Origin of the sequence: Bacillus sp. YP1 (assembly GCF_000877815.1) — a bacterium.
Lineage (GTDB): Bacteria > Bacillota > Bacilli > Bacillales > Bacillaceae > Bacillus > Bacillus subtilis.
Genome location: NZ_CP010014.1, coordinates 1,791,471 through 1,812,675, shown reverse-complemented (window position 1 = coordinate 1,812,675; position 21,205 = coordinate 1,791,471). Strand labels below are relative to the sequence as shown.

Sequence of the window (21,205 nt, the reverse complement as noted above, 5' to 3'; positions counted from 1 at the left end):
GGAAAATTGTAGTATAATAGTAATAAAATAATCATTTTATTATGAGTGGGGTTTAGAATGTGCTTAAAGAAAGAGGTCAAATAGGTCAAGAATTTGGCGCTGAAGAAATTGCCCAATATTTAAAGTCAAAGGGCTATAAACCAAAACTTAATGTTGATCACTATCGGAATCACTTTGGTGGCTCTATAACCTTTTGGCCTAGACTTAGGAGATACTACATAGCTCTTATACAATCTGATAAGCAAGGGGATGGAGAACCGCTAAGCAGCAAAGGTGGCTTTACCCAATTAGGCATGGATTCTAAAGGAAAAGCAGAGAAAATAAATGATTCATTTGGTTGACCACTTTAAAGGATGGTATAGTACCAACAAAGAACCAAGTACTTGAGAAGAGTATTTGGTTAATTTGTAATTGGCTATGATGATCAAATCTAAACACTATAAGGGGGATTAATAATGAGTGAAGACTTTTATTGCGATGAAGTATTAAGTGGAAAAACAAAAGTAAATAAAGTTTTAGAAAACGAGAATGTATTGGCTATCATCACACAAGACCTTTTTGGCCCGTCCATATAGTTGCAGTTGCAATTCCTAAAAAACATATTTCTTCTTTAATACTTTGGAAGAAGAGGATACGAGCTACTATATGAGTTGCTTGGTGTAATAAAAAAGGTTGCAGCTATGGTAACAAAAGAAAGCGGTTCTTGTAGAGTACTTACAAACTTGGGAAAGTATCAGGATTCGAAGCATCTACATTGGCATATAGCTTCGGGAGAGCCATTAAGATAAAAGAATCCTTTTAATCAAAAGGTGTGAAACTAAATGGATTTGTACACATTTATAATAGTTATTAATTGTTTAGCAACTATAACTACCATTCTACTTACCTTTTTTTAAATCAAAACTTACAATTGTACCTATATTAAACTTTTTTGTTTTTTTTTTGATAACAGCAATAACAACAGAGTATAACGCCTGGACAATCACTTTAATAATTATAAGTTTAATTCTTTTGGGAGTTTTTTCAGCTGTTAAAAAATATGCTCAAGTTGAATACCATTGCTCACAAGCATCTGTCCTATTTGGAGGAGTTCCAACCACAAAAGAATTAATTAGAAAAGGAACTGCAGAAAGGAATCCTAAAGCAATAAGGCCTCTAATGTTCTCTAAAGGGATTGAAACAGTTGCAATGAATGGTGAACCGTTCACAGATTTGAACGATTTGCTGTTTGCAACAGGCAATTTACATATTGGTCTGGGGTACGATTATTTAAAGTGCATTGCCTTACTAATCAATGTCAAAAGATTTTTTAGTTTAACAGAGTCATATGGAAATATTTCAATAAATTAGCTGTTGCTGCTATGAAGGGTGTGCAATTTGATTAGTTTGAGGAAGCTTACAAAGCTTATAAAGAAACAGTTGAAATAAATCAAAATAGCTTAGTGGACTTTTTAAGTGCTTTAATTACTCTGATAAAAACAGGTGAGAAGCCACAAAAAGCTGGTGAAAGTTTAGCTATCATCATGAATAAACTTCTTAAAATGAGCCAGAAAATTCAATAAAATAATTGTTTTATGCAAAAGCCCTTATGCGGACTTTACTAATTGTTGTTTGCAGTAATCAACTTCAAAATTTTCCGGATAGGATCTAACATCTCAGGGGTAAGTTTATATCCATCCCAGTGAATATCTGGTTTTTCTAAAAACTCTTTTAGATTTTTTCTTTCCACTTTAGGATCAGGATCATCTGTTAACCCAAGTATGTAATCAACTGAAACATCATATAATCTAGCTAAAGTAACCAATTTGTCAATGGTGGTTTTTTGCTTTCAGCTTCATACCCACCGTAACTTGATTTTGCAATTCCAATATTCTTACCTAACTGTTCCATTGTTAAATTGTGTGCTTTCGTAATTGACGTAATCTTTGACCATAGATTTTGAATAAACGCCTCCCAAAACCATCTAGTTCAATTATATGAGTTTTCATTTCTCAATAAAATAAAAATATCTCAAAAGAATTTCAAAATTTTCACGATTTCTGGTGGAAATGCATCATTATAATATGAAAGCATTACTTTAAAATCGGCAGCAATGAACTAGGAGGAAGTCATGGTAAGCAAGAAGAACAAAATTGTAGCGGCATTATTAGCATTTTTCTTCGGGGGTCTGGGAATACATAAGTTTTATTTGGGAAGAGTAGGACAAGGTATTCTATATATTTTGTTTTGCTGGACTGGTATCCCCTCTATTATCGCATTTATTGAATTCATTATTTTTCTTTGTGGAAGCGAAGAAGCGTTTGATCAAAAGTACAATTTTTATTACTTCCAGCAGCAATCTAAAGCTTAATTTTAAAGAGGGATATACAGTCCCTCTTTAAATAATAAAATAAGAATGTTAAAGAAATTTATTTTGAATTGGAGGCTCGGTTACATTCCACAGTTACCCTGATTGTCAATTCTTATTTTTCTTTTTCAGAGCTCTTTCAAATAACAATCTTGCAACTTCTTTGTAAAACTGACCTAAGCTATCATCCTCAAATTTTTGGTCAATAATTCTAATTGAGCGATTCTTAGTATAACCTTAATTGTTTTCTTCTTCAGTTCTTCATATTCTTCATAAATTTGCTTCCCTTCATTAGACAAGCGGCAGCAACAATGACTTCACAATCTCTAATATATATCTCCTTTATACGAAAAGTTCAATGGGAATTCATTACAGATATTACTCCATCTGAATTAGAAACAAGAATTGTGATCCTGCGAAAAAAGGATCAGGATATGGTGGAACAAGGCCACTTATAATGCATTTCTAGGTATTTGTAATTAAATTACAAATACTTTTAATATTTGCTCATGAATTCGTGGTATTATACTGAAGGGGACGATCAAAAGCTTTGGCGTTAGTAATTAAAAATGTTTTAAATGTATACGAGTGCTGCCTCAAAGTTGGAAAAAATATTATAGGAGGTAACATATGTTTAAGTTTAAAAAGAATTTCTTAGTTGGATTATCGGCAGCTTTAATGAGTATTAGCTTGTTTTCGGCAACCGCCTCTGCAGCTAGCACAGACTACTGGCAAAATTGGACTGATGGGGGCGGTATAGTAAACGCTGTCAATGGGTCTGGCGGGAACTACAGTGTTAATTGGTCTAATACCGGAAATTTTGTTGTTGGTAAAGGTTGGACTACAGGTTCGCCATTTAGGACGATAAACTATAATGCCGGAGTTTGGGCACCGAATGGCAATGGATATTTAACTTTATATGGTTGGACGAGATCACCTCTCATAGAATATTATGTAGTGGATTCATGGGGTACTTATAGACCTACTGGAACGTATAAAGGTACTGTAAAAAGTGATGGGGGTACATATGACATATATACAACTACACGTTATAACGCACCTTCCATTGATGGCGATCGCACTACTTTTACGCAGTACTGGAGTGTTCGTCAGACGAAGAGACCAACTGGAAGCAACGCTACAATCACTTTCAGTAATCATGTGAACGCATGGAAGAGCCATGGAATGAATCTGGGCAGTAATTGGGCTTACCAAGTCATGGCGACAGAAGGATATCAAAGTAGTGGAAGTTCTAACGTAACAGTGTGGTAACAGATCATCTTTAATTAGGGGTAGCTAACGGGCTGCTGATCGTTCCTTGAGAAGTTTTATAATCAATGATTATTAAAATCGTTAGTAATGGTTAAAGGTTGTTTTCTACTAGGTGAACGGCCTTGCAATTGCTGGAGGTAGGGTATTCTCCATCTGGTTTTATAACTTTTCCTATAGGTTAATAGAATGGTATTTAAATGAGAATGCTACAATTTTTTGTAGTCAGCGCTTGCTCACAACAGACACCTTTACATAACTCTTCTTTATCAAACATAAGCCTTATTCAAAATAAAAATATCTAGTAGTTAACCAAATCTTCATAACTTTACACTAGTTAAAGGTGGGACTGTTAAGAACAAAAAGTCTAATTTATGAATGGGGACTCTACGAACAAAGCAAGTAAGTTCAAAAAGAACCCAACTTTAGGATTTCCTTAGAGGATTGAATCAGCTCAAACCAAGTTTTTTAATGCGACTAGCTATGGAAATTAAGAAAAGAACCTGGGCAATTTCACCAGGTTCTTTTTATATTGCACAAAAACAGACACGGTGATATAATCACACTACGTGCGCTTTCTAGTTAAAAGGTTATAGATATCCATCTTATAATCTTATTATATCCTGCTAGGAAGCTCTTGTCAATATTTTTTTTGAAGGGGAGATGTAGAATGAGTTCTTTGGTTCTCGGTTTACATGAAATTGAAAAAACACAGCTTTCGCTCGTTGGAGGAAAAGGGTTACATTTAGGGGAATTATCAAAAATTCAAGGTATACAAGTACCAGAAGGATTTTGTGTCACAACAGTAGGATATCAAAAAGCCATCGAACAAAACGAAACGTTACAAGTGTTGTTGGATCAATTGGCGATGCTAAAAGTTGAGGACCGAGATCAAGTTGGTAACATCAGCAGAAAGATTCGGCAAATCATTATGGAAGTAGACATCCCTTCTGATGTTGTGAAAGCTGTGGCTCAATATCTCTCCCAGTTTGGCGAGGAACATGCCTATGCCGTGCGTTCTAGTGCGACTGCTGAAGATTTACCTCATGCTTCTTTTGCCGGTCAACAAGACACCTATTTAAATATTATCGGCGTCGATGCAATCTTGCAGCATATCAGTAAATGCTGGGCGTCCCTATTTACGGATCGCGCGGTTATTTACCGTATGCAAAATGGATTTGACCACAGCCAAGTCTATTTATCCGTTATCGTTCAAAGGATGGTTTTCCCTCAGGCTTCGGGGATTTTATTTACCGCTGATCCGATTACCTCAAGCCGAAAGGTGTTATCCATCGATGCCGGTTTTGGACTTGGTGAAGCACTGGTTTCCGGCTTGGTATCTGCCGATTGTTATAAAGTACAGGATGGGCAAATCATCGATAAGAGAATAGCAACTAAAAAATTGGCTATCTACGGACGAAAAGAAGGCGGAACAGAAACACAGCAGATCGATTCTGATCAGCAAAAGGCTCAAACACTGACTGATGAACAAATTTTACAGCTGGCACGCATTGGAAGAGAGATCGAAGCTCATTTCGGCCAGCCGCAAGATATCGAATGGTGTTTGGCCCGCGATACTTTTTATATTGTACAGAGTCGTCCAATCACTACTTTATTCCCCATCCCTGAAGCGAGTGACCAAGAAAATCACGTCTATATTTCTGTTGGTCATCAACAAATGATGACGGATCCCATAAAACCACTGGGATTGTCTTTTTTTCTGTTGACGACTGCTGCACCCATGCGTAAAGCCGGTGGAAGGCTATTTGTTGATGTCACACATCATCTGGCATCCCCTGACAGCAGAGAAGTTTTCTTAAAAGGCATGGGGCAGCACGATCAGCTCTTAAAAGACGCACTTATGACCATAATAAAGCGACGAGATTTCATAAAGTCGATACCAAATGATAAAACAGCACCAAATCCCAGCAGAGGCAAAGCAGATATGCCGGCTCAAGTTGAAAACGATCCGACAATCGTGTCTGATTTGATTGAGAGCAGTCAAACATCGATAGAAGAGTTAAAACAAAACATCCAAACGAAATCAGGATCAGATTTATTTCGTTTTATTCTGGAAGATATCCAGGAATTAAAGAAGATTTTATTTAACCCAGAAAGTTCGGTTGTGATTCGAACTGCTATGAATGCTTCATTATGGATTAACGAAAAAATGAACGAGTGGTTAGGTGAAAAAAACGCAGCAGATACGCTTTCTCAATCTGTACCCCATAATATTACTTCCGAAATGGGTCTTGCGCTATTAGACGTCGCAGATGTGATTCGTCCTTATCCAGAGGTAATTGATTACTTACAACATGTAAAAGATGATAACTTTTTGGATGAACTGGCTAAGTTTGATGGCGGAAGCAAAACCCGAGACGCGATCTATGATTATCTCAGCAAATACGGAATGCGATGTACCGGAGAAATTGATATTACAAGAACTCGATGGAGTGAAAAACCAACTACACTTATCCCAATGATTCTTAATAATATCAATAACAGTGAGCCAAATGCCAGCCATCGGAAATTTGAGCAAGGGCGACAGGAAGCTTTGAAGAAAGAGCAAGAGTTATTAGATCGATTAAAGCAATTACCGGATGGTGAACAAAAAGCCAAAGAAACAAAACGAATGATAGATATCATCCGAAATTTCAGCGGGTTTAGGGAATATCCAAAATACGGCATGATTAATCGATACTTCGTTTATAAGCAGGCTTTACTGGAAGAAGCCGAACGACTCGTAGAAGCGGGCGTTATTCAAGAAAAAGAAGATATATACTATCTCACTTTTGAAGAACTTCACGAAGTCGTACACACACATAAACTGGATTATCAAATCATCAGTACACGAAAAGACGAGTACAAATTATATGAAAAACTATCTCCACCACGTGTTATCACGTCTGATGGTGAAATCGTTACAGGTGAGTATAAACGAGAAAATCTCCCAGCCGGAGCGATTGTAGGTCTACCTGTTTCCTCCGGAGTGATAGAGGGGCGAGCGCGTGTCATTTTAAGCATGGAAGATGCTGATTTAGAAGATGGAGATATATTAGTTACCTCCTTTACCGATCCAAGCTGGACACCATTGTTTGTATCCATAAAAGGCCTAGTCACCGAAGTTGGGGGGCTGATGACCCATGGAGCTGTTATAGCCCGTGAATATGGCTTACCTGCAGTTGTTGGCGTTGAAAATGCTGCCAAGCTGATAAAAGATGGGCAACGAATTCGCGTTCATGGTACAGAAGGCTACATTGAAATCTTATAATGTCTGATGTGTGTAGAGAGCCATCAGATATTCCCCACCAGCCCTAACTAGAAGTTGGGAGGCTGCAATTGTACCGAATGATAAAGTTCCCGTTGAACTAACGAAGATCGATAGCACATTAAGAAAAGCTGGAACCTCTTGGAGGAGGTCTGGCTTTTCTATATAAAATTGGCGTAGTGTGCAAAAGCCGCATTTTGCGGGCGGCGCTTCTTTAAAGTGAATTGTTTATTACCAGCATTTAAACTTGTATTTGTGCTTAAAACAAGAGAAAAAGGAGCTAAAATGCTCCTTTATAAACTTAAACAACTTTTGTATAAATAGCCTTGTAAAACCCGATTGAGTAATCAAAATAATGACGTGTAAGCGTATAAGTATAACCGTTGTATTCTATTGTTGGCTGGAAGTCCATTGGCAGAGGACTAATGCGGTATATAGTGTCATAATCATATTCATCACTTTTTACTGCAACCTCAGACGAAGTGCCAGCAGCCAATGCGGGAACCGCGGATATGAGCATGCCAAAGGATAAAGCAGAACTCAATAAGATTTTCTTAATCTTCAATTACATCAACTCCATTTACAATTTATACATATATTATGCTGTGATTGGAAGTTGTTTCGAAAGTGAATAATGGATCGTAAAAAGTAAAAATCTCGATTTTAAAGGGAGTAAATATATGTATAGTAGACGACAGTAATGATAAGTATATTTATGCTGGAACCCAAAAAGAAGCAGCATGCAATAATGAGTTTGAAAGCGGAATAAGAGTAAGGGTATGGTTCGAAGGCAACCACATACGAACATTTGAGAAAGAACAAAAAGAAGTAGATCCGTTTGGTGAATGTCCCTTACATATTAACTAAAGTGTAAGTCAATGAAACAATGAATAAAAAATACGAAATATAAGATATTGCTTTTGAAGAACTTGTTTTATGTTTTTGGAATGTATAGATAAGTGCAAAACCCAAGAAGAAAACTGTTACAAACCAAGAAGTGTATTGTGGAAAGAGGGCGACCGCCAATACCATGATTGTTGAAAAAATAAATGAAGAGTAATGAGTTACTTTATGATCATCATTCAATGAAATCACCTCTACGAATTTTTACCCGATTTAGTCTGTGTATTAACAGCTTGTAAAAGATTCAATATGAGAAAATGAAGAAGTTTCTGGATAGGTTTACACTACAGTTTATTGATATGTAGTTATGGAGTGAGATTGTTAAACATGACGGGAGGGAGAAAGGTTGCCGAAAATTGGAGTAAGCTTGATAGTGCTCATTATTTTTCTTGCAGGCTGCAATAAAAATGAACAAAACGGTGACGAAACAAAGATGCAGAGCCTAGTAGGCTATGTCGTGCTTAAAGACAATGAAAGGGCAATTCTCATTACCGATACAAAAGCTCCAGTAAAAGAAGATTACGATCTTTCTGAAGGACAACTTATGAACAAGTTTAAAAATAACATAGTAATTGTAGGATTAAGTGAGATTGATAACACAGATGATCTCAAAAGAGGTGAAAAAATAAAAGTGTGGTTCCATACACTTAAAGAGTCAAATCCACCAAGTGCAACGATACAAAAATATGAATTATTATAAAAAAAATTGTTGAATTCTCATATAGATAACCTCTGAGACAACAAATGTTGTTCTATTGCATTGAAACTGCCAGTGACCAATATCAAGTTCAGTTATGTTAATTCAAGTGGTTGATATGTTAGTGTCTTCGAGACGAAATATTGGAAGTGAGTCCGGATATTCATGAGTATTACAAATTGGTCACAGAATAAGAGACTTAAGGGAGTTGTCTGCATTGTATGTTCACTTCTTTATAATGGCTTGCACTAAGGAGTATATTCTTGGAAGGAAAGAAAACGGATTTTAGGGTGCTTAATCTTAATTCTTGTCAGGTCAAACTTTACTTGTTCCATAAAATGAAAACTTGCCGTTAATTATAATAACGTTTAATTTTGTGGTGTTTAAATATATGATTCTAGAGGTCTTATGAAAGAACCGTTCATCAAAAAATGAACGGTAGGAGTTAAAAAAGTAATGTCTTTTCCTTTGTGGCAAAAGGCTAAACATTTATTTGAGATCGTTAAGGACGACTTTTGCAGCCTCAGCGATAAGAGCATTATCATAATTAGCATCTTTCGTAAAGCGGTTTGACAGAATTGCCACAACAATAGGAGCTCTGTTTGGCGGCCAAACGATAGCAATGTCGTTTCGTGTCCCGTAACTTCCGGCTCCGGATTTATCGCCGACTTCCCATCCTATTGGAGCGCCTGCCCGAATCAGTTCGTCACCAGTAGCATTGCCTCGCATCCAATCGGTTAAGATCGTGCGTTTGTCAGTCGTGAGAGTGTTATCTAAAGTGAAGGCTTTAAGATCGGTTGCCAGTGCTTTTGCGGTGCTGGTGTCACGAATATCACCAGGAATCGCAGAGTTTAGATCCGTCTCGAATCGTTTAGCTTTCGTTACATGATCCCCAATCTGTTTCAGTGACTTTTCAAAACCTTTAGGGCCGCCAAGCTGTTGCAACAAGATGTTCCCAGCGGTATTATCGCTGTAACGGATAGCCGCTTCCGAGATTTCTTTTAGGCTCATGCCTGTATCTAGGTGTTTCTCTGTGATTGGAGAATATGTAACAAGATCGTCCTTGCTGTAGTGGATGACTTCATTAAGTTTTTCAATTGAGTTTTTCTTCAGGACAGCAGCTGCGGCTAGAACTTTATAGGTTGATGCGTAAGCAAATCGTTCATTCGGCCGATAGGCGATTGTCTTGTTTGAACCTGTATCAATTGCATAAACACCAAGCCTGGCATCAAATTTTTTCTCAAGTTGAACAAATTTTTTATTCGTTATACAGCTTGCCATGTTTGTGTCTTCTATGGATTTTGCTTCGGCATGTGTTGAGTTGAAAAAAGGTGTGAAACCAGTAATGCTTAAACATAAAAGCCCAACACATATTCCGAATTTTATTGACGCTTTATTTTTCAACTTCATCAGGCCTCCTCATTCAAATGATTTTGTATTACCTTTGAAATGTTTCCCATGACAGTTAGTGTAACAAACCCCTTTGCGCTAGTAAACATAGAATCAATTTATCTTATATTTTTATAAGTTGGGAGAACAAGGACATAAGAATAGAATCAACAAAAAAGCTGACAATGGCTGTCAGCAAAGTCATCTATTAGAAAGCTTTATCAATTGTGATTGGAGTGTTATTGGATGCAAACGAGAAAAGTTTATCTCTACGTATTTCACACAATGTCAGACTGGGAATATGGATATTTAATTGCGGAACTAAACTCAGGGAGATACTTTAAACAAGATGCAGCATCTTTAAAAGTAGTTACAGTAGGGGTTAATAAAGAAATGATAACTACGTTGGGAGGATTAAGCATAAAACCAGATATTTCTCTTGACGAATGTACTCTTGGGAGTCAAGATCTTATCATTTTACCCGGAGGAAACACTTGGGGAGAAGATATTCATCAGCCGATCTTGAAAAAAGTTGGCGACGCTTTAAAGCTCGGCACGACTATTGCTGCAATTTGTGGGGCAACCTTGGGCCTCGCGAATGAAGGATACTTAGATTCGAGAAAGCACACAAGCAATGACCTAGAGTATATGAAAATGGTCTGCCCTAATTACAAAGGAGAAACACTATATGAAAAGGAACCAGCAGTATCTGATAAAAATTTGGTTACTGCATCAGGAATTGCTCCTCTGGAATTTGCAGTAGAAGTATTGAAAAAATTAGATGTATTTGCACCAGATACATTGCGTTCATGGTATAAGCTAAATAAGACTCAAAAGCCTGAATATTTCTTTGAGCTAATGAATACAATAAATCGATAGAAAACACTTTAGCAGTTTTTTGTAGTGCTCCTGAACTTATAGGAGCATTTTTTATATGTGTCTAGGAGCTAAATAAAGAAATGCAGAAACTTTTAAAAAGAATATAGATTGGTAAGCCTTATTTCGAATAGAGTTTGATTTGGGTTAAAACTGTTCTTATTAAGGCTCATTTCATGGTGCTAAAGATTCATTTGGAGAATACTGTCTTGATCAGAAAAGACCCTTCCAATATATTGAAGTAAAAGATATCGGGAGGAACTCTTTTGAAAAAGATGTTGATGTTAGCTTTTACATTTCTTTTGGCTTTGACTATCCATGTAGGGGAAGCTTCGGCCGTTATCGTGAAAGATGAGGAGAAAGTGAGTTTTACAATGACAGAGAATGAAAAATGGTTTATGAAGTCTGATAACCTAAATTCAAACCATTGGACATCTCACTTTGGGTACAGATTCACCATTTTCGATACTGAAGGATGTACAATTAACGCAAGAATCATGCGAATGACTTTGTCAGGATATGAAATAACCGTTAGTGAAAAAAACTTCTCGGGGGATCATTTTGATTTTAGTGCAACTGATCGAGTTGAGACGATGCCTTATAAGACTCATTATTTGATTTTGACAAAAGATCCAGATTGCGGAGATGTTAAAGTAAAAGGTCTATACGGTTTTCAGTTTGATCAGCCAGAATGGTAATAAAAAAGAATCTGGATTCTCACCAGCCTAAACGCCAGCCAAGCTAATGTCTCACATGCAGACATTAGCTTTTTCCATTGTTTTATAGGCTGTCGTCAGGATTCTAGAAGACTTTCTCGTAATAGTCGTCACATGTCACATGAAGCCCAAATGACAGGGGAAATGTATATCATTCACACTTTCCGTCGTGAAAATGTAAATGTATTCATAAAAATCCCGCAGCATATCAGCAGTGCGCCGAGGATAATGTTGATAGTGATCTGTTCGTGCAATTGCAGCCATCCAAAGAATAGGGCCAATACGGGAACAAACATTAATGCCATGGATGCTTTTGACGCTTGGATTTGATTGAGCACCCAAAACCATACGACAAAGGTAAAGCCGGTGGAAAGCAAGCCATTAAACAGCAATGACCACACCGCCTGATATGTCCACTCGGCTGAAGGGACCGCCTCAAATATAAAGGAAAACACCAATAACATGACGGCTCCCATCATAAGGTGCCAGGCATTCATGTGAATAATATCGATATGCTTGAATTGTAGCTTGCTGAACACATTCGCGATTCCCCAGCTAAGCGCTGCCGCAAGTACGCACAGCTCCCCAAATAAAGCGCTTTGATCGATATTGAGCATTTCCTTTCCAAATATAAATAACAGTCCGAAGAGGCCGCAGACCAGTCCCATCGTTTTATACACATTCATTTTCTCGTTTAATGAAAAATGGCTGATCACCGTAACAAATATAGGCATTGTATATACCAAAACAGAGGTTTTCCCTGAATCGACAAACTGCATTCCATACGTCAAAATCCCCATATAGCCCAGCCCCATCAACAGGCTCATGATGATATAGCTTTTGAGATGTTCTTTTTGAATTGAAAGCTTTTTTCTTTGGATGAAGAGAATGAGAAATAAAGGAACTGCTCCGATGAACAGGCGCAAACCCGAAAATAAAAGCGGGGGGATGTCATGAATTCCTACTTTCATCGCAACCCAAGTATAACCCCAAATAAGTGTGACAGATATGATTCCCAGCATAACTTTTACCATAATGAAGCCGCCTTTCTTGTTAAAATATCGTGCTGGTTTCTATCATATGTTACATTTATGTATAACTGAAATACATTTTTATTATTGGGGGTATAACCAAATGGTTATGAACATGAACCATCTTCACATATTTGTAAAAGTCGGGGAGAAATTAAATATTACAGAAGCGGCAAAAGAATTGTTCATCTCTCAGCCGGCGGTAAGTAAAGCGATAAAAAACCTGGAGAGCTCACTGCAGCTCAAATTATTGATCAGGGATAAACATCATGGTTTAATGCTGACTGACATCGGAAAAGAAATATTGCTGCTGGCGAGGCAAATGAAGGGAATTGAAAGCAAAATATATCAAGTAGCCAACCGGGAAAACAAGCTGTTAAACGGGAAGGTGAAAATTGGTTCATTTCCTGCAGTTTCAACAAATATCATGCCACAGGCGATTGCGGCATTCAGATCAAACTACCCGCTGATCCGCATAGAATTGATCGAAGGAACCTCTGACCAAATAAAAGGATGGGTTGAAGATCGGACGGTTGATATCGGGATCGCAGCATCTCCATTTGAACCGTTTGAAAATCAGCTATTGTGTAACGACTATATGGTGGCCGTCATCCCGCCGCAGCGTGACGAATTAAAACTTGAAAAGCATGTCGACCTTGAAACATATCAAGATGACCTCATTTTTTGTAAAGGCGGTCATGAAATCGCGATGTCAAACGCATTTTCACAATACAACATCGAATTAAAGGAAAACTTAACTGTGCAAAATGCCGAAACCTTGATTAATATGGTCAAAAATAACTTGGGTATCGGCATCATTTCAAACTTTACACTTTCATCCGTCCCGCATCAATTGATTAAAAAGGACATCTTTCCTAGGGTTACACGCGATATTGGCGTCATCGCACATTCATTTGAAGAGATAACGCCGGCGGCGCATGAGTTTGTCAAAGTGTTGAAAGCAGTTGTAATCTGAATCAGTTATCGTGTTGCGATGAAATTTGAAGAAGATGAATACTCACCGGCAGAGTTACATAAAAGAAAAAAGCAACCATTTGAACGTTGCTTTTCACTCTATTTGGGACCTTGTATGCGTATGCTAAGAAAAAGATTCATCCATCTCTGCCTTTGTGGGACTCTGCTCCTTAACTTGTTTTAATGATGCTACTATAAGAAAGCTAACAATCACTAGCAAGAGCCATGAACTTACCTTTCCAAGGTGTACGAGACTCCATGTATCGATTTGGTTTGGATATTTCCAAGCTCCAAAAAACGTAGCGATATTTTCCGCTATCCATATAAAAAATCCGATGAGTACAAAAGAAAGTGCGAGCGGCATACGGTAACGAGCTCCATTCACCTCGTATGTAACCCATGTTTGCCAAAAGACAATGATCACAAGCCCTGATAACCACCATCGAATGTCTATAGAAAAATGGTGGGTGAAAAAATTCAAATAAATCGCTGCGGCAAGCGGAACAACTGCAAAAAAAGACGGCCACTTAACCAGTTCAACCTTAAGCCTTCTCCATGCCTGGCACAAATAACTGGCTACACTTGCGTACATAAAGCCGCTATACAAAGGTACTCCAAATATTTTGGAGTATCCTTCTTCTGGATAAGACCAGGAGCCCATATGGACTTTAAAAAGTTCCAGAGCAAGCCCAATAAGGTGGAATAATGTGATCACTTTTAATTCATCCCGTGTTTCAAGACCGGAACGCACCATCCACAATTGCATGAGAACGCAGATAATGAGCAGCCAGTCATATCGCGGCAAGAAGGGCAGTGGGATGATTTGCGTAATAGCCAAAGAGGCAAAAATAACGGCAGGAAACAAACATGAAAGGGCTTGTTCCCAGCCAAAAAGAACGATTTGTTTTATTGCTCTCATGATGTATGCCTCCTCCATAGTTGTGTTCTTCGTGTATGGAAGGGACGCTTAGTATAGCAGCTAGATGGATATAAGTTTATGTCCATAAGCTCACCGCCAATCACTTTATTTTTCTGTTGATCTTACATATTTTTTACGAATCCTGTGTGTCTTCATCACTTCGGTATTCCAATATATCCCCGGGCTGACATTCTAAAGCCTTGCAAATCGCTTCTAAAGTTGATAATCGAATAGCCTTTGCTTTTCCGTTTTTCAATATCGAAAGATTAGCCATGGTGATGCCAACTCTCTCTGAAAGCTCTGTTACGCTCATTTTCCTCTTAGCAAGCATCACATCAATGTTGATAATAATCGCCATGTCATCACCTCAGACCGTTAAGTCATTTTCTGATTTTATATCTATCGCTTCTTTTAACAGTTTTTGAAGAACAGCAGCAAAGACCGCAATCACCATTGAAGCAAAAATAATAACCAATCCGATCACAATGATACCCGGGGCGTCGTCTATCTCGGCCATCAGATAAAAGACAGGCATGCCTGCTGCGTAAAAGATACTGATAGTGACTGCGCAGTATTTTATATTCTTCAAAGCTCTTACAGACAAACCCGAGAAAGCTTTGTTTTTGTCAATATAGCTTAAAAGTTTGAACGCTTGATAAAGAGCAAAGTAAAAAGGTATCGCCGTTACATACAAATAGATGAAAACGAGATATTTTATATAAGCGATATTTGGAAATAATTCTGCTGAATAGTTGGCTATCTTAGGCACTAAAAAAATGCATAAAGCAAGAATTGGAATTCCAATAAGAACCAAAGCTATCTTTAAAAAAATTGTCGACATTCGATTCATAACAAGCACCTCATTTATTTGTTGTCTAATTGAATGTAACAAAAAAATTATCGTTTCTCAATAAAAAAATATTGATATGGATTGATTTGTTGTTGTTATAGGAGACCCTTTTCATTTTTGACAAGACAAAAAAGCATCCCTCATCACTGGGAGATGCTGAACTACTTCAAACTTGCCGACTGAATGAACCGTTTGCCTCAGTGAGCTCAGGGATCGGTGTGAACATAAAGCTAAGCTCTTTTATGAAGGTTTTTATCAACGTCTAAAGATTCAAACAAACGATGGGAAGAAATACATCAAAGGATAAGCGGCTGTTCATACTAATGATCGGGAGGTAAACCGACTTATGATACAAATTTTGATCACTGGTCTTTTTTTATTGGCTCAGCCGAGTGAGCCGCAGGACAGTTTAACGGTCACACAGCAAGGACGGACGATTGCCACTGTTAACCGTGAAGACTTTACAATGCCTCTTCCCGGCACTCCAATGGTTGACTATGAAAAATACAGTAAATTCATCAAACAGCTTGATCAGAAAGTGTACCGTGAGCCGATAAATGCTGTCCTTAACGATCATGGAAGCATCGTCCCGGGCAGGGTTGGCTACAAACTGTATCAACAGGCGTTTATGGAAAAGTTTTATGCGTATTTTTATGGGCAAGGTCCCTCCAAGATAGAAGTGCCGGAAATGAACATTTATCCGAAAGTTGACAGCGAGCTGCTAGCTCACATCAGTACGCAGCAGCTTGGTCAGTACGTGACGTATTTTAACTCAAGCAATAAAAGCCGTTCACACAATATTTCTCTTTCTGCAAAAGCAATCGACAATCACGTTGTTTTCCCTAATGAGACGTTTTCGTTTAACCAAGTTGTGGGAATGAGAACTCGGAACAAAGGATATAAAAGTGCACCCATTATTGTAAAAGGGGAGTTGTCTGAAGGTGTAGGAGGAGGAATTTGTCAGGTGTCCTCAACTCTATTTAATGCCGTTGATCGTGCAGGACTGCAGATCGTTCAGCGCTATTCTCATACTAGAAGTGTACCATATGTACCGCCCGGACGGGATGCGACGGTAAGCTGGGGAGGTCCTGACTTTCGCTTTCAAAACCAATATAACCAACCAATCTTAATTCGGGCAAAAAGGTATGGGGGAAGTATGATTATTACGCTATACTCTTCTGATGTGATAAACAGCAAATTGAGAAAAATCCCCAAGGCTCCATCTCGGATACCGAAAGAAATAAATGCAGAGCAGTAAAAGACAAAACCTCAGGTAAGGTTTTGGTTAAGAGAGCTTGTAGATTGCTCAAAATCAATTCTTTAAGGAGCAGCCAGTGAAAGGAAGGAGGGATAAATGAAGTGAAAAGGGTATTATTTTCTGTAATTGTTTTTACAGCAGTTGGATTTACGTTTTGCCAATCAAAAGCGCATGCCCTGACTTTTACGGTGTTGCCTATTACACAAAAAACAGACCAGTGGTCAGTAAAAGTAAGTGAAGCAAAAAATGTAAAGGAATTTGCGAGACCTCAAAAAGGAGAATATCAAGTATATTCCTTGGAAGTCAAAAATATAGGGGAAAAAGCAGCTACAGTGGATGTGCAATTGTATAGAAATGACCCTGATTCAATCACAAGGTTTTCACTTTTTGGATGTCCCGATGAAAATTGTGTCAAACCAAAAGAAGATTCTAAAATGTTAGCTGAAAGTTTAAATGATGGCTCACCGCTGAAGTTCAATCATTTTATGCTGGCAGATAAAGCCTCTGAATTAGAAGTTGTTATAATTTGGACACAGAAGGGGCAAGAAGGACGCAATTTAAAACAGACCTTTAAATTCACTGAAGATGGCGTTAATTAGACAGTAAAGATAGAATGGCTTTGATGATTCGATCTCTTACTTTGCCTGAGGAAAAAACGAAAATAATTGTTGGATAACCATCGTAGCTGAGTCAAATGTCAAAGTGACTGTGATTTATGACTATAGAGAAGAACCAGAGGAGGCTTTTTGGATACACTTATCCGATGGGAGTGAAATGTTTGTCGATGATCACAAAGTCTTTATGGAATACGAATAGAGACTTTGTGACTGACTGCGCATTTCAGCGTAACATTTTACTGATAATGACAGTGACACCTAAACAAGTGCAGCCCGTTTCGTTATTAAAAATCTTTAATTTCGAAATTTTCAGAGTTCAATTTCAGTCAATTCAGTTATCATCGAAAGAAGAGGAACAAAAGTCACCAGCTATTTGGACAACTTTTAGCGTTTTTTTGATGGGAGATTTGTGACTCACGAGATCATGAGTATAAATAAATTTGAAAAATCACTTAATAAACTCTTGTTAGCTTGATTTTTCAAAATAAAAAGCCCATTTTAAAACAAAATTGTATGTAAGGCGTGATATACGGTTAAATTTTGTCTCTGAAAGAGCTTTAATTTAAATTCGAAGTTTTTAATTTTCTTTTTAGTAACATTTTGATCATATTTTCCTACTAACGAGTTAGGGAAGTGGGGAAAAGCATGAGAAAAAAGAACAATATTAAGAAATGGCTATTGATCATTGCTGGATTCTTGATCATCTGCATCATCACATTATTTGTAATGGTATCAGGAAACAAAGTGAAATATGAGGGCAGCGGGAAAAGCGGACTGTGGATGTCTAACCTTGAAAAATCAGACAAAACTTCAATTGGACCTAATTATTTTCTAAATCTATATTGGCAGGGGAGTAAGAAGGACGAAAAGAGGACTGTCATAGAAAAAATCACCTTATACATAGATGGTAAAATGTATGATGACAGGGAAAATTATGATTTGTCAGAATACACAGGTGATGAAATGCCAGGTGGGGGACGCATGGAGGACCATATTGCCACCTTTGATTATATGCCTGAAGATGAAGTGATAGGACATGATGTATTAGTGAAAGTGGAGTGGAAGACAGGCCAGAAAAAACAGACAGAAGAAATCAAATTACATAAGAAGCCATGGTATAAAAAATAGCTTATTTGATGTATTTGTGATCACATTGGTGGTCACTTTTTTATTTGCGGATTCCTAGGCACAGCAATCTAAGATTCTGCATAGGCTGAAATAAAATCTTGTTCATTTCTAAAACGAGGTGCATGCTGTTGGAACAACAACCAATCAATCATGAAGACAGAAACGTGCCGCAGCCTATTCGAAGTGATGGAGCTGGAGCTATTGATGCAGGCCCGCGAAATATAATACGGGATATTCAAAATCCGAATATACTTGTTCCGCCTGTTACAGATGAGGGTATGATTCCTAACTTGAGATTTTCATTCTCAGACGCTCCCATGAAATTAGATCACGGCGGCTGGTCAAGAGAAATCACCGTAAGACAGCTTCCGATTTCGACTGCGATTGCAGGTGTAAACATGAGCTTAACTGCGGGAGGCGTCCGTGAGCTTCATTGGCATAAGCAAGCGGAGTGGGCTTATATGCTTTTGGGACGGGCACGTATCACCGCTGTTGACCAAGACGGACGAAATTTCATTGCTGATGTTGGTCCCGGCGACCTTTGGTACTTCCCAGCAGGAATTCCGCATTCCATACAGGGATTGGAACACTGCGAGTTTCTGCTCGTATTCGATGATGGAAACTTTTCTGAGTTTTCAACGTTAACCATTTCAGATTGGCTTGCACACACACCAAAAGACGTTCTGTCTGCAAATTTCGGTGTCCCAGAGAATGCTTTCAACTCTCTTCCGTCTGAGCAAGTCTATATTTACCAAGGGAATGTGCCGGGATCAGTCGCAAGTGAAGACATTCAGTCACCATATGGAAAAGTCCCCATGACCTTTAAACACGAGCTGTTAAATCAACCCCCAATTCAAATGCCAGGGGGGAGTGTACGAATTGTGGATTCTTCTAACTTCCCAATTTCAAAAACGATAGCCGCTGCACTTGTTCAGATTGAGCCTGGCGCGATGAGAGAGCTTCATTGGCATCCCAATAGCGATGAGTGGCAATATTATCTAACAGGACAGGGACGAATGACGGTATTTATCGGAAATGGGACTGCCCGCACATTTGATTATAGAGCAGGCGACGTGGGATACGTGCCTTCTAATGCTGGCCACTATATACAGAATACTGGTACAGAAACATTATGGTTTTTAGAAATGTTCAAAAGTGACCGTTATGCAGATGTGTCACTCAATCAGTGGATGGCATTGACGCCTAAAGAATTAGTGCAAAGCAACTTGAATGCTGGATCAGTCATGCTTGATTCTCTGCGTAAGAAGAAAGTGCCTGTTGTGAAATATCCCGGTACGTAAAGACTGAACCGATCACACAGTGGTCTTAAAGTAACTAGAGTTGAATTTTGGCCTGTGTTTTATCAAATCCCTATATATACGTTATGTAGGGTTTTTCTGCTTGAATCGTATTGTAATGAGCTTTAAAATGTTAATGTGGAAATGATAACCATTCGATAATGGGAATTCAATGGCCGATTTCTACCAGTTTGATTGGCTTTAAAGGAGGACAAGAAATGAAAGCACTCATATTTTTATCCAGTTTGACTGCCATTGGGAGCTCTATATTGGGGCGATGGTTAGGGATGCTGGATGATTCTTATGCTGTTGGCGATGCTTGGTTTATAGGTGTTTTAGCTGGATTGATTTCACTTCTAATATTGATTGATAGTCAAACGATGACAAAGAATTACATAGTAAGTTTAAGTACGATACTAGGCATTCTTGGAGTGGGATTTATATATTTTCCAGCTGCATTCATCAACATATTATTAAGTATTACACTAGATAAACAAAAGAAAGAAGACCTTCATGTAAGATGAAAGAAATTTCATTTAATTCTTAGGAGGGAAAGTGTATGGATTTACCTCTATGGGCTTATATCATATTTGCAATCACAGGTGCGGCAGGATTCATAAGTTTAATGTGGTTCAGTTTTTTTGCTGACAAAATAGAAAAGTGAAGCGATTTTATAAAAATGTAAACTATTTTATATGAAAGGGATAACATTGCTTATTTAAGTTTACATAATAAAATTATTTCAAACTGATGCTAAAAAAACTAATTGATCTATGTACTAAATATTCATAATTACTAGAGGGATTGGCACCTAAGGAACAAAGCTATTTGACAAGTTCTTGCTAGAGAATTTCAATCACTACATATGATTTTCTGCATCAAGAAGCTCAGCTGAATTATTTTTGGGTGAATTTACTAATGATGAAACCTGGTATGCTTCCATGTCATCAGCATCATAAGGCAGCAGCAAACTTTGCAGATAATCAGGGCTTGTATTTTTGGGGTTAAGCCACTCCTTTTCATGATCATGGGCCAATATAACCGGCATTCGGTCGTGTATATCTTTCATGAACTCATTAGGCTCAGTTGTTATGATGGTGCAGGTATAAAGAGGATCTCCTTGATGTGTGCTCCACTTTTCATATAAGCCAGCAAACGCAAAAAGAGCAGATGATTTCAATTTGATCCGCATTGGGATTTTGGTTTTGGAATCAAGCCGTTTCCATTCATAAAAACTGTCTGCTGGTATGATGCAGCGTTTGCTGACAAGCGGTCTTCGAAAGGCCGGTTTCTCGGTAATTGTTTCGGCTCGAGCATTGATCATTTTATAACCGATCTTTTCATTTTTTGCCCAAGGTGGAATAAGTCCCCATCTAAGCTTGCCTAAGCGATTATTTGATCCATCATTGATGATTGCAAGGATGTTTTGTGATGGTGCGACATTATAGCTTGGCTGGTATTCACCTTTAGGAAAAAATTGATCGATGTCAAACTGGTCAATAATATCATCAAATGCAGAGTACAAAGTAAACCTGCCGCACATATCCATCATCCTTTTTAGGGGTTTTTGAATAGTTTGTGGGACGAACGTTCATTTAATACAGGTCCAGAACAATGATTTCTTTTCACTTGCGATAAACTGGTATAATAAGAAAGCCAGTTAA

General features: G+C 38.0%; 20 protein-coding genes and 6 pseudogenes. 17 read left to right on the top strand and 9 right to left on the bottom strand.

Features of this window, described 5'->3' with window-relative positions; translation table 11 throughout:
- The first annotated feature begins 59 nt into the window (after window positions 1–59).
- Both QF06_RS08565 and QF06_RS08555 read left to right on the top strand, forming a co-directional pair.
- Window positions 60–341 carry a hypothetical protein gene (locus QF06_RS08565; protein WP_231573533.1) on the top strand — a complete coding sequence of 94 codons (282 nt, stop codon included), beginning with the start codon at window positions 60–62 and terminating at the stop codon, window positions 339–341.
- Between the two features lie 871 nt (window positions 342–1,212).
- Window positions 1,213–1,567: pseudogene (locus tag QF06_RS08555) on the top strand (hypothetical protein).
- 33 nt (window positions 1,568–1,600) lie between these two features.
- Here QF06_RS08555 and QF06_RS21110 read toward each other — a convergent pair.
- Window positions 1,601–1,937, bottom strand: a pseudogene (locus QF06_RS21110) (helix-turn-helix domain-containing protein).
- Window positions 1,938–2,110: 173 nt separating this feature from the next.
- Between QF06_RS21110 and QF06_RS08550 the strand changes: the two are divergent.
- The 3 genes from QF06_RS08550 to ppsA all read left to right on the top strand — a co-directional run bounded on the left by QF06_RS08550 (window position 2,111) and on the right by ppsA (window position 6,887).
- Window positions 2,111–2,350: a TM2 domain-containing protein gene (locus QF06_RS08550; protein WP_014477028.1), complete on the top strand. Its 240-nt coding sequence runs from the start codon at window positions 2,111–2,113 to the stop codon at window positions 2,348–2,350.
- A gap of 627 nt (window positions 2,351–2,977) precedes the next feature.
- Complete coding sequence (gene xynA, locus QF06_RS08545; RefSeq protein WP_015251938.1) at window positions 2,978–3,619, top strand: endo-1,4-beta-xylanase XynA; 642 nt, start codon at window positions 2,978–2,980, stop codon at window positions 3,617–3,619.
- A 667-nt stretch (window positions 3,620–4,286) separates the two neighbouring features.
- Window positions 4,287–6,887 (top strand): phosphoenolpyruvate synthase, encoded by a 2,601-nt coding sequence (ppsA, locus tag QF06_RS08540; protein WP_043940136.1) that lies wholly within the window; start codon window positions 4,287–4,289, stop codon window positions 6,885–6,887.
- Between the two features lie 298 nt (window positions 6,888–7,185).
- Here the strand turns inward: ppsA and QF06_RS08535 are convergent, their stop codons facing one another.
- Window positions 7,186–7,449: a hypothetical protein gene (locus QF06_RS08535; RefSeq protein ID WP_038829969.1), complete on the bottom strand. Its 264-nt coding sequence runs from the start codon at window positions 7,447–7,449 to the stop codon at window positions 7,186–7,188.
- Between the two features lie 95 nt (window positions 7,450–7,544).
- Between QF06_RS08535 and QF06_RS22275 the strand changes: the two are divergent.
- A pseudogene (locus QF06_RS22275) lies at window positions 7,545–7,730 on the top strand (hypothetical protein); the annotation flags it as partial.
- 6 nt (window positions 7,731–7,736) lie between these two features.
- Here the strand turns inward: QF06_RS22275 and QF06_RS22100 are convergent.
- Window positions 7,737–7,970 carry a hypothetical protein gene (locus QF06_RS22100; RefSeq protein ID WP_080332523.1) on the bottom strand — a complete coding sequence of 78 codons (234 nt, stop codon included), beginning with the start codon at window positions 7,968–7,970 and terminating at the stop codon, window positions 7,737–7,739.
- A gap of 163 nt (window positions 7,971–8,133) precedes the next feature.
- Between QF06_RS22100 and QF06_RS08530 the strand changes: the two genes are divergently transcribed.
- Window positions 8,134–8,487 carry a DUF3221 domain-containing protein gene (locus tag QF06_RS08530; RefSeq protein ID WP_038829970.1) on the top strand — a complete coding sequence of 118 codons (354 nt, stop codon included), beginning with the start codon at window positions 8,134–8,136 and terminating at the stop codon, window positions 8,485–8,487.
- A gap of 486 nt (window positions 8,488–8,973) precedes the next feature.
- Here QF06_RS08530 and bla read toward each other — a convergent pair whose 3' ends face one another.
- Window positions 8,974–9,894 carry a class A beta-lactamase gene (bla, locus tag QF06_RS08525; RefSeq protein ID WP_032725891.1) on the bottom strand — a complete coding sequence of 307 codons (921 nt, stop codon included), beginning with the start codon at window positions 9,892–9,894 and terminating at the stop codon, window positions 8,974–8,976.
- A gap of 225 nt (window positions 9,895–10,119) precedes the next feature.
- Between bla and QF06_RS08520 the strand changes: the two genes are divergently transcribed.
- Together QF06_RS08520 and QF06_RS08515 are read left to right on the top strand one after the other, a co-directional pair.
- On the top strand, window positions 10,120–10,752 hold the full coding sequence (locus QF06_RS08520) for a type 1 glutamine amidotransferase family protein (RefSeq protein WP_038829972.1): 633 nt from the start codon (window positions 10,120–10,122) through the stop codon (window positions 10,750–10,752).
- 263 nt (window positions 10,753–11,015) lie between these two features.
- Window positions 11,016–11,447, top strand: a complete 432-nt coding sequence (locus QF06_RS08515; RefSeq protein ID WP_041849918.1) for a hypothetical protein — start codon at window positions 11,016–11,018, stop codon at window positions 11,445–11,447.
- Window positions 11,448–11,620: 173 nt separating this feature from the next.
- Here QF06_RS08515 and QF06_RS08510 read toward each other — a convergent pair whose 3' ends face one another.
- Entirely contained in the window at window positions 11,621–12,499 is an 879-nt protein-coding gene (locus tag QF06_RS08510) for a DMT family transporter (RefSeq protein WP_041849917.1), read from the bottom strand.
- 100 nt (window positions 12,500–12,599) lie between these two features.
- On the opposite strand from QF06_RS08510, the gene QF06_RS08505 reads away from it, so the two are divergent.
- Entirely contained in the window at window positions 12,600–13,472 is an 873-nt protein-coding gene (locus QF06_RS08505) for a LysR family transcriptional regulator (protein ID WP_004399248.1), read from the top strand.
- A 123-nt stretch (window positions 13,473–13,595) separates the two neighbouring features.
- Here the strand turns inward: QF06_RS08505 and QF06_RS08500 are convergent, their stop codons facing one another.
- The 3 genes and pseudogenes from QF06_RS08500 to QF06_RS08490 all read right to left on the bottom strand — a co-directional run bounded on the left by QF06_RS08500 (window position 13,596) and on the right by QF06_RS08490 (window position 15,240).
- Entirely contained in the window at window positions 13,596–14,390 is a 795-nt protein-coding gene (locus QF06_RS08500) for a DUF817 domain-containing protein (RefSeq protein ID WP_041849916.1), read from the bottom strand.
- 105 nt (window positions 14,391–14,495) lie between these two features.
- Window positions 14,496–14,748: pseudogene (locus QF06_RS08495) on the bottom strand (helix-turn-helix domain-containing protein).
- Between the two features lie 9 nt (window positions 14,749–14,757).
- The gene (locus QF06_RS08490; protein WP_015251949.1) at window positions 14,758–15,240 is read right to left on the bottom strand and encodes a DUF2975 domain-containing protein; all 483 of its coding nucleotides are present in this window, start codon (window positions 15,238–15,240) and stop codon (window positions 14,758–14,760) included.
- Between the two features lie 346 nt (window positions 15,241–15,586).
- On the opposite strand from QF06_RS08490, the gene QF06_RS08485 reads away from it, so the two are divergent.
- The 7 genes and pseudogenes from QF06_RS08485 to QF06_RS08460 all read left to right on the top strand — a co-directional run bounded on the left by QF06_RS08485 (window position 15,587) and on the right by QF06_RS08460 (window position 20,065).
- A complete protein-coding gene (locus QF06_RS08485; RefSeq protein WP_015714063.1) occupies window positions 15,587–16,498 on the top strand; it encodes a VanW family protein in 912 nt (303 codons plus the stop codon).
- A gap of 101 nt (window positions 16,499–16,599) precedes the next feature.
- Entirely contained in the window at window positions 16,600–17,097 is a 498-nt protein-coding gene (locus QF06_RS08480) for a hypothetical protein (RefSeq protein ID WP_015714062.1), read from the top strand.
- Window positions 17,098–17,200: 103 nt separating this feature from the next.
- Window positions 17,201–17,435, top strand: a pseudogene (locus tag QF06_RS08475) (hypothetical protein); the annotation flags it as partial.
- Window positions 17,430–17,590, top strand: a pseudogene (locus QF06_RS22015) (YoaP domain-containing protein); the annotation flags it as partial. The pseudogenes QF06_RS08475 and QF06_RS22015, both read left to right, overlap by 6 nt.
- Window positions 17,591–17,760: 170 nt before the next feature.
- Window positions 17,761–18,243, top strand: a complete 483-nt coding sequence (locus tag QF06_RS08470) for a DUF4944 domain-containing protein (RefSeq protein WP_015714060.1) — start codon at window positions 17,761–17,763, stop codon at window positions 18,241–18,243.
- A gap of 122 nt (window positions 18,244–18,365) precedes the next feature.
- Complete coding sequence (gene oxdD, locus QF06_RS08465) at window positions 18,366–19,544, top strand: oxalate decarboxylase (protein ID WP_041520472.1); 1,179 nt, start codon at window positions 18,366–18,368, stop codon at window positions 19,542–19,544.
- A 215-nt stretch (window positions 19,545–19,759) separates the two neighbouring features.
- Window positions 19,760–20,065 (top strand): membrane protein, encoded by a 306-nt coding sequence (locus QF06_RS08460; RefSeq protein ID WP_004399414.1) that lies wholly within the window; start codon window positions 19,760–19,762, stop codon window positions 20,063–20,065.
- Window positions 20,066–20,400: 335 nt separating this feature from the next.
- Here QF06_RS08460 and QF06_RS08455 read toward each other — a convergent pair whose 3' ends face one another.
- Window positions 20,401–21,084: an SOS response-associated peptidase gene (locus QF06_RS08455; RefSeq protein WP_015714057.1), complete on the bottom strand. Its 684-nt coding sequence runs from the start codon at window positions 21,082–21,084 to the stop codon at window positions 20,401–20,403.
- Window positions 21,085–21,205: the final 121 nt, after the last annotated feature.

Coding starts and splice junctions, on each gene's coding strand:
- ppsA (WP_043940136.1), top strand. CDS start 4,287: ATGAGTTCTTTGGTTCTCGGTTTACATGAAATTGAAAAAACACAGCTT.
- QF06_RS08550 (WP_014477028.1), top strand. CDS start 2,111: ATGGTAAGCAAGAAGAACAAAATTGTAGCGGCATTATTAGCATTTTTC.
- xynA (WP_015251938.1), top strand. CDS start 2,978: ATGTTTAAGTTTAAAAAGAATTTCTTAGTTGGATTATCGGCAGCTTTA.
- oxdD (WP_041520472.1), top strand. CDS start 18,366: ATGCTGTTGGAACAACAACCAATCAATCATGAAGACAGAAACGTGCCG.
- QF06_RS08470 (WP_015714060.1), top strand. CDS start 17,761: ATGAGAAAAAAGAACAATATTAAGAAATGGCTATTGATCATTGCTGGA.
- QF06_RS08500 (WP_041849916.1), bottom strand. CDS start 14,390: ATGAGAGCAATAAAACAAATCGTTCTTTTTGGCTGGGAACAAGCCCTT.
- QF06_RS08490 (WP_015251949.1), bottom strand. CDS start 15,240: ATGAATCGAATGTCGACAATTTTTTTAAAGATAGCTTTGGTTCTTATT.
- QF06_RS08520 (WP_038829972.1), top strand. CDS start 10,120: ATGCAAACGAGAAAAGTTTATCTCTACGTATTTCACACAATGTCAGAC.
- QF06_RS08510 (WP_041849917.1), bottom strand. CDS start 12,499: ATGGTAAAAGTTATGCTGGGAATCATATCTGTCACACTTATTTGGGGT.
- QF06_RS08455 (WP_015714057.1), bottom strand. CDS start 21,084: ATGTGCGGCAGGTTTACTTTGTACTCTGCATTTGATGATATTATTGAC.
- QF06_RS08460 (WP_004399414.1), top strand. CDS start 19,760: ATGAAAGCACTCATATTTTTATCCAGTTTGACTGCCATTGGGAGCTCT.
- QF06_RS08505 (WP_004399248.1), top strand. CDS start 12,600: ATGGTTATGAACATGAACCATCTTCACATATTTGTAAAAGTCGGGGAG.
- QF06_RS08485 (WP_015714063.1), top strand. CDS start 15,587: ATGATACAAATTTTGATCACTGGTCTTTTTTTATTGGCTCAGCCGAGT.
- bla (WP_032725891.1), bottom strand. CDS start 9,894: ATGAAGTTGAAAAATAAAGCGTCAATAAAATTCGGAATATGTGTTGGG.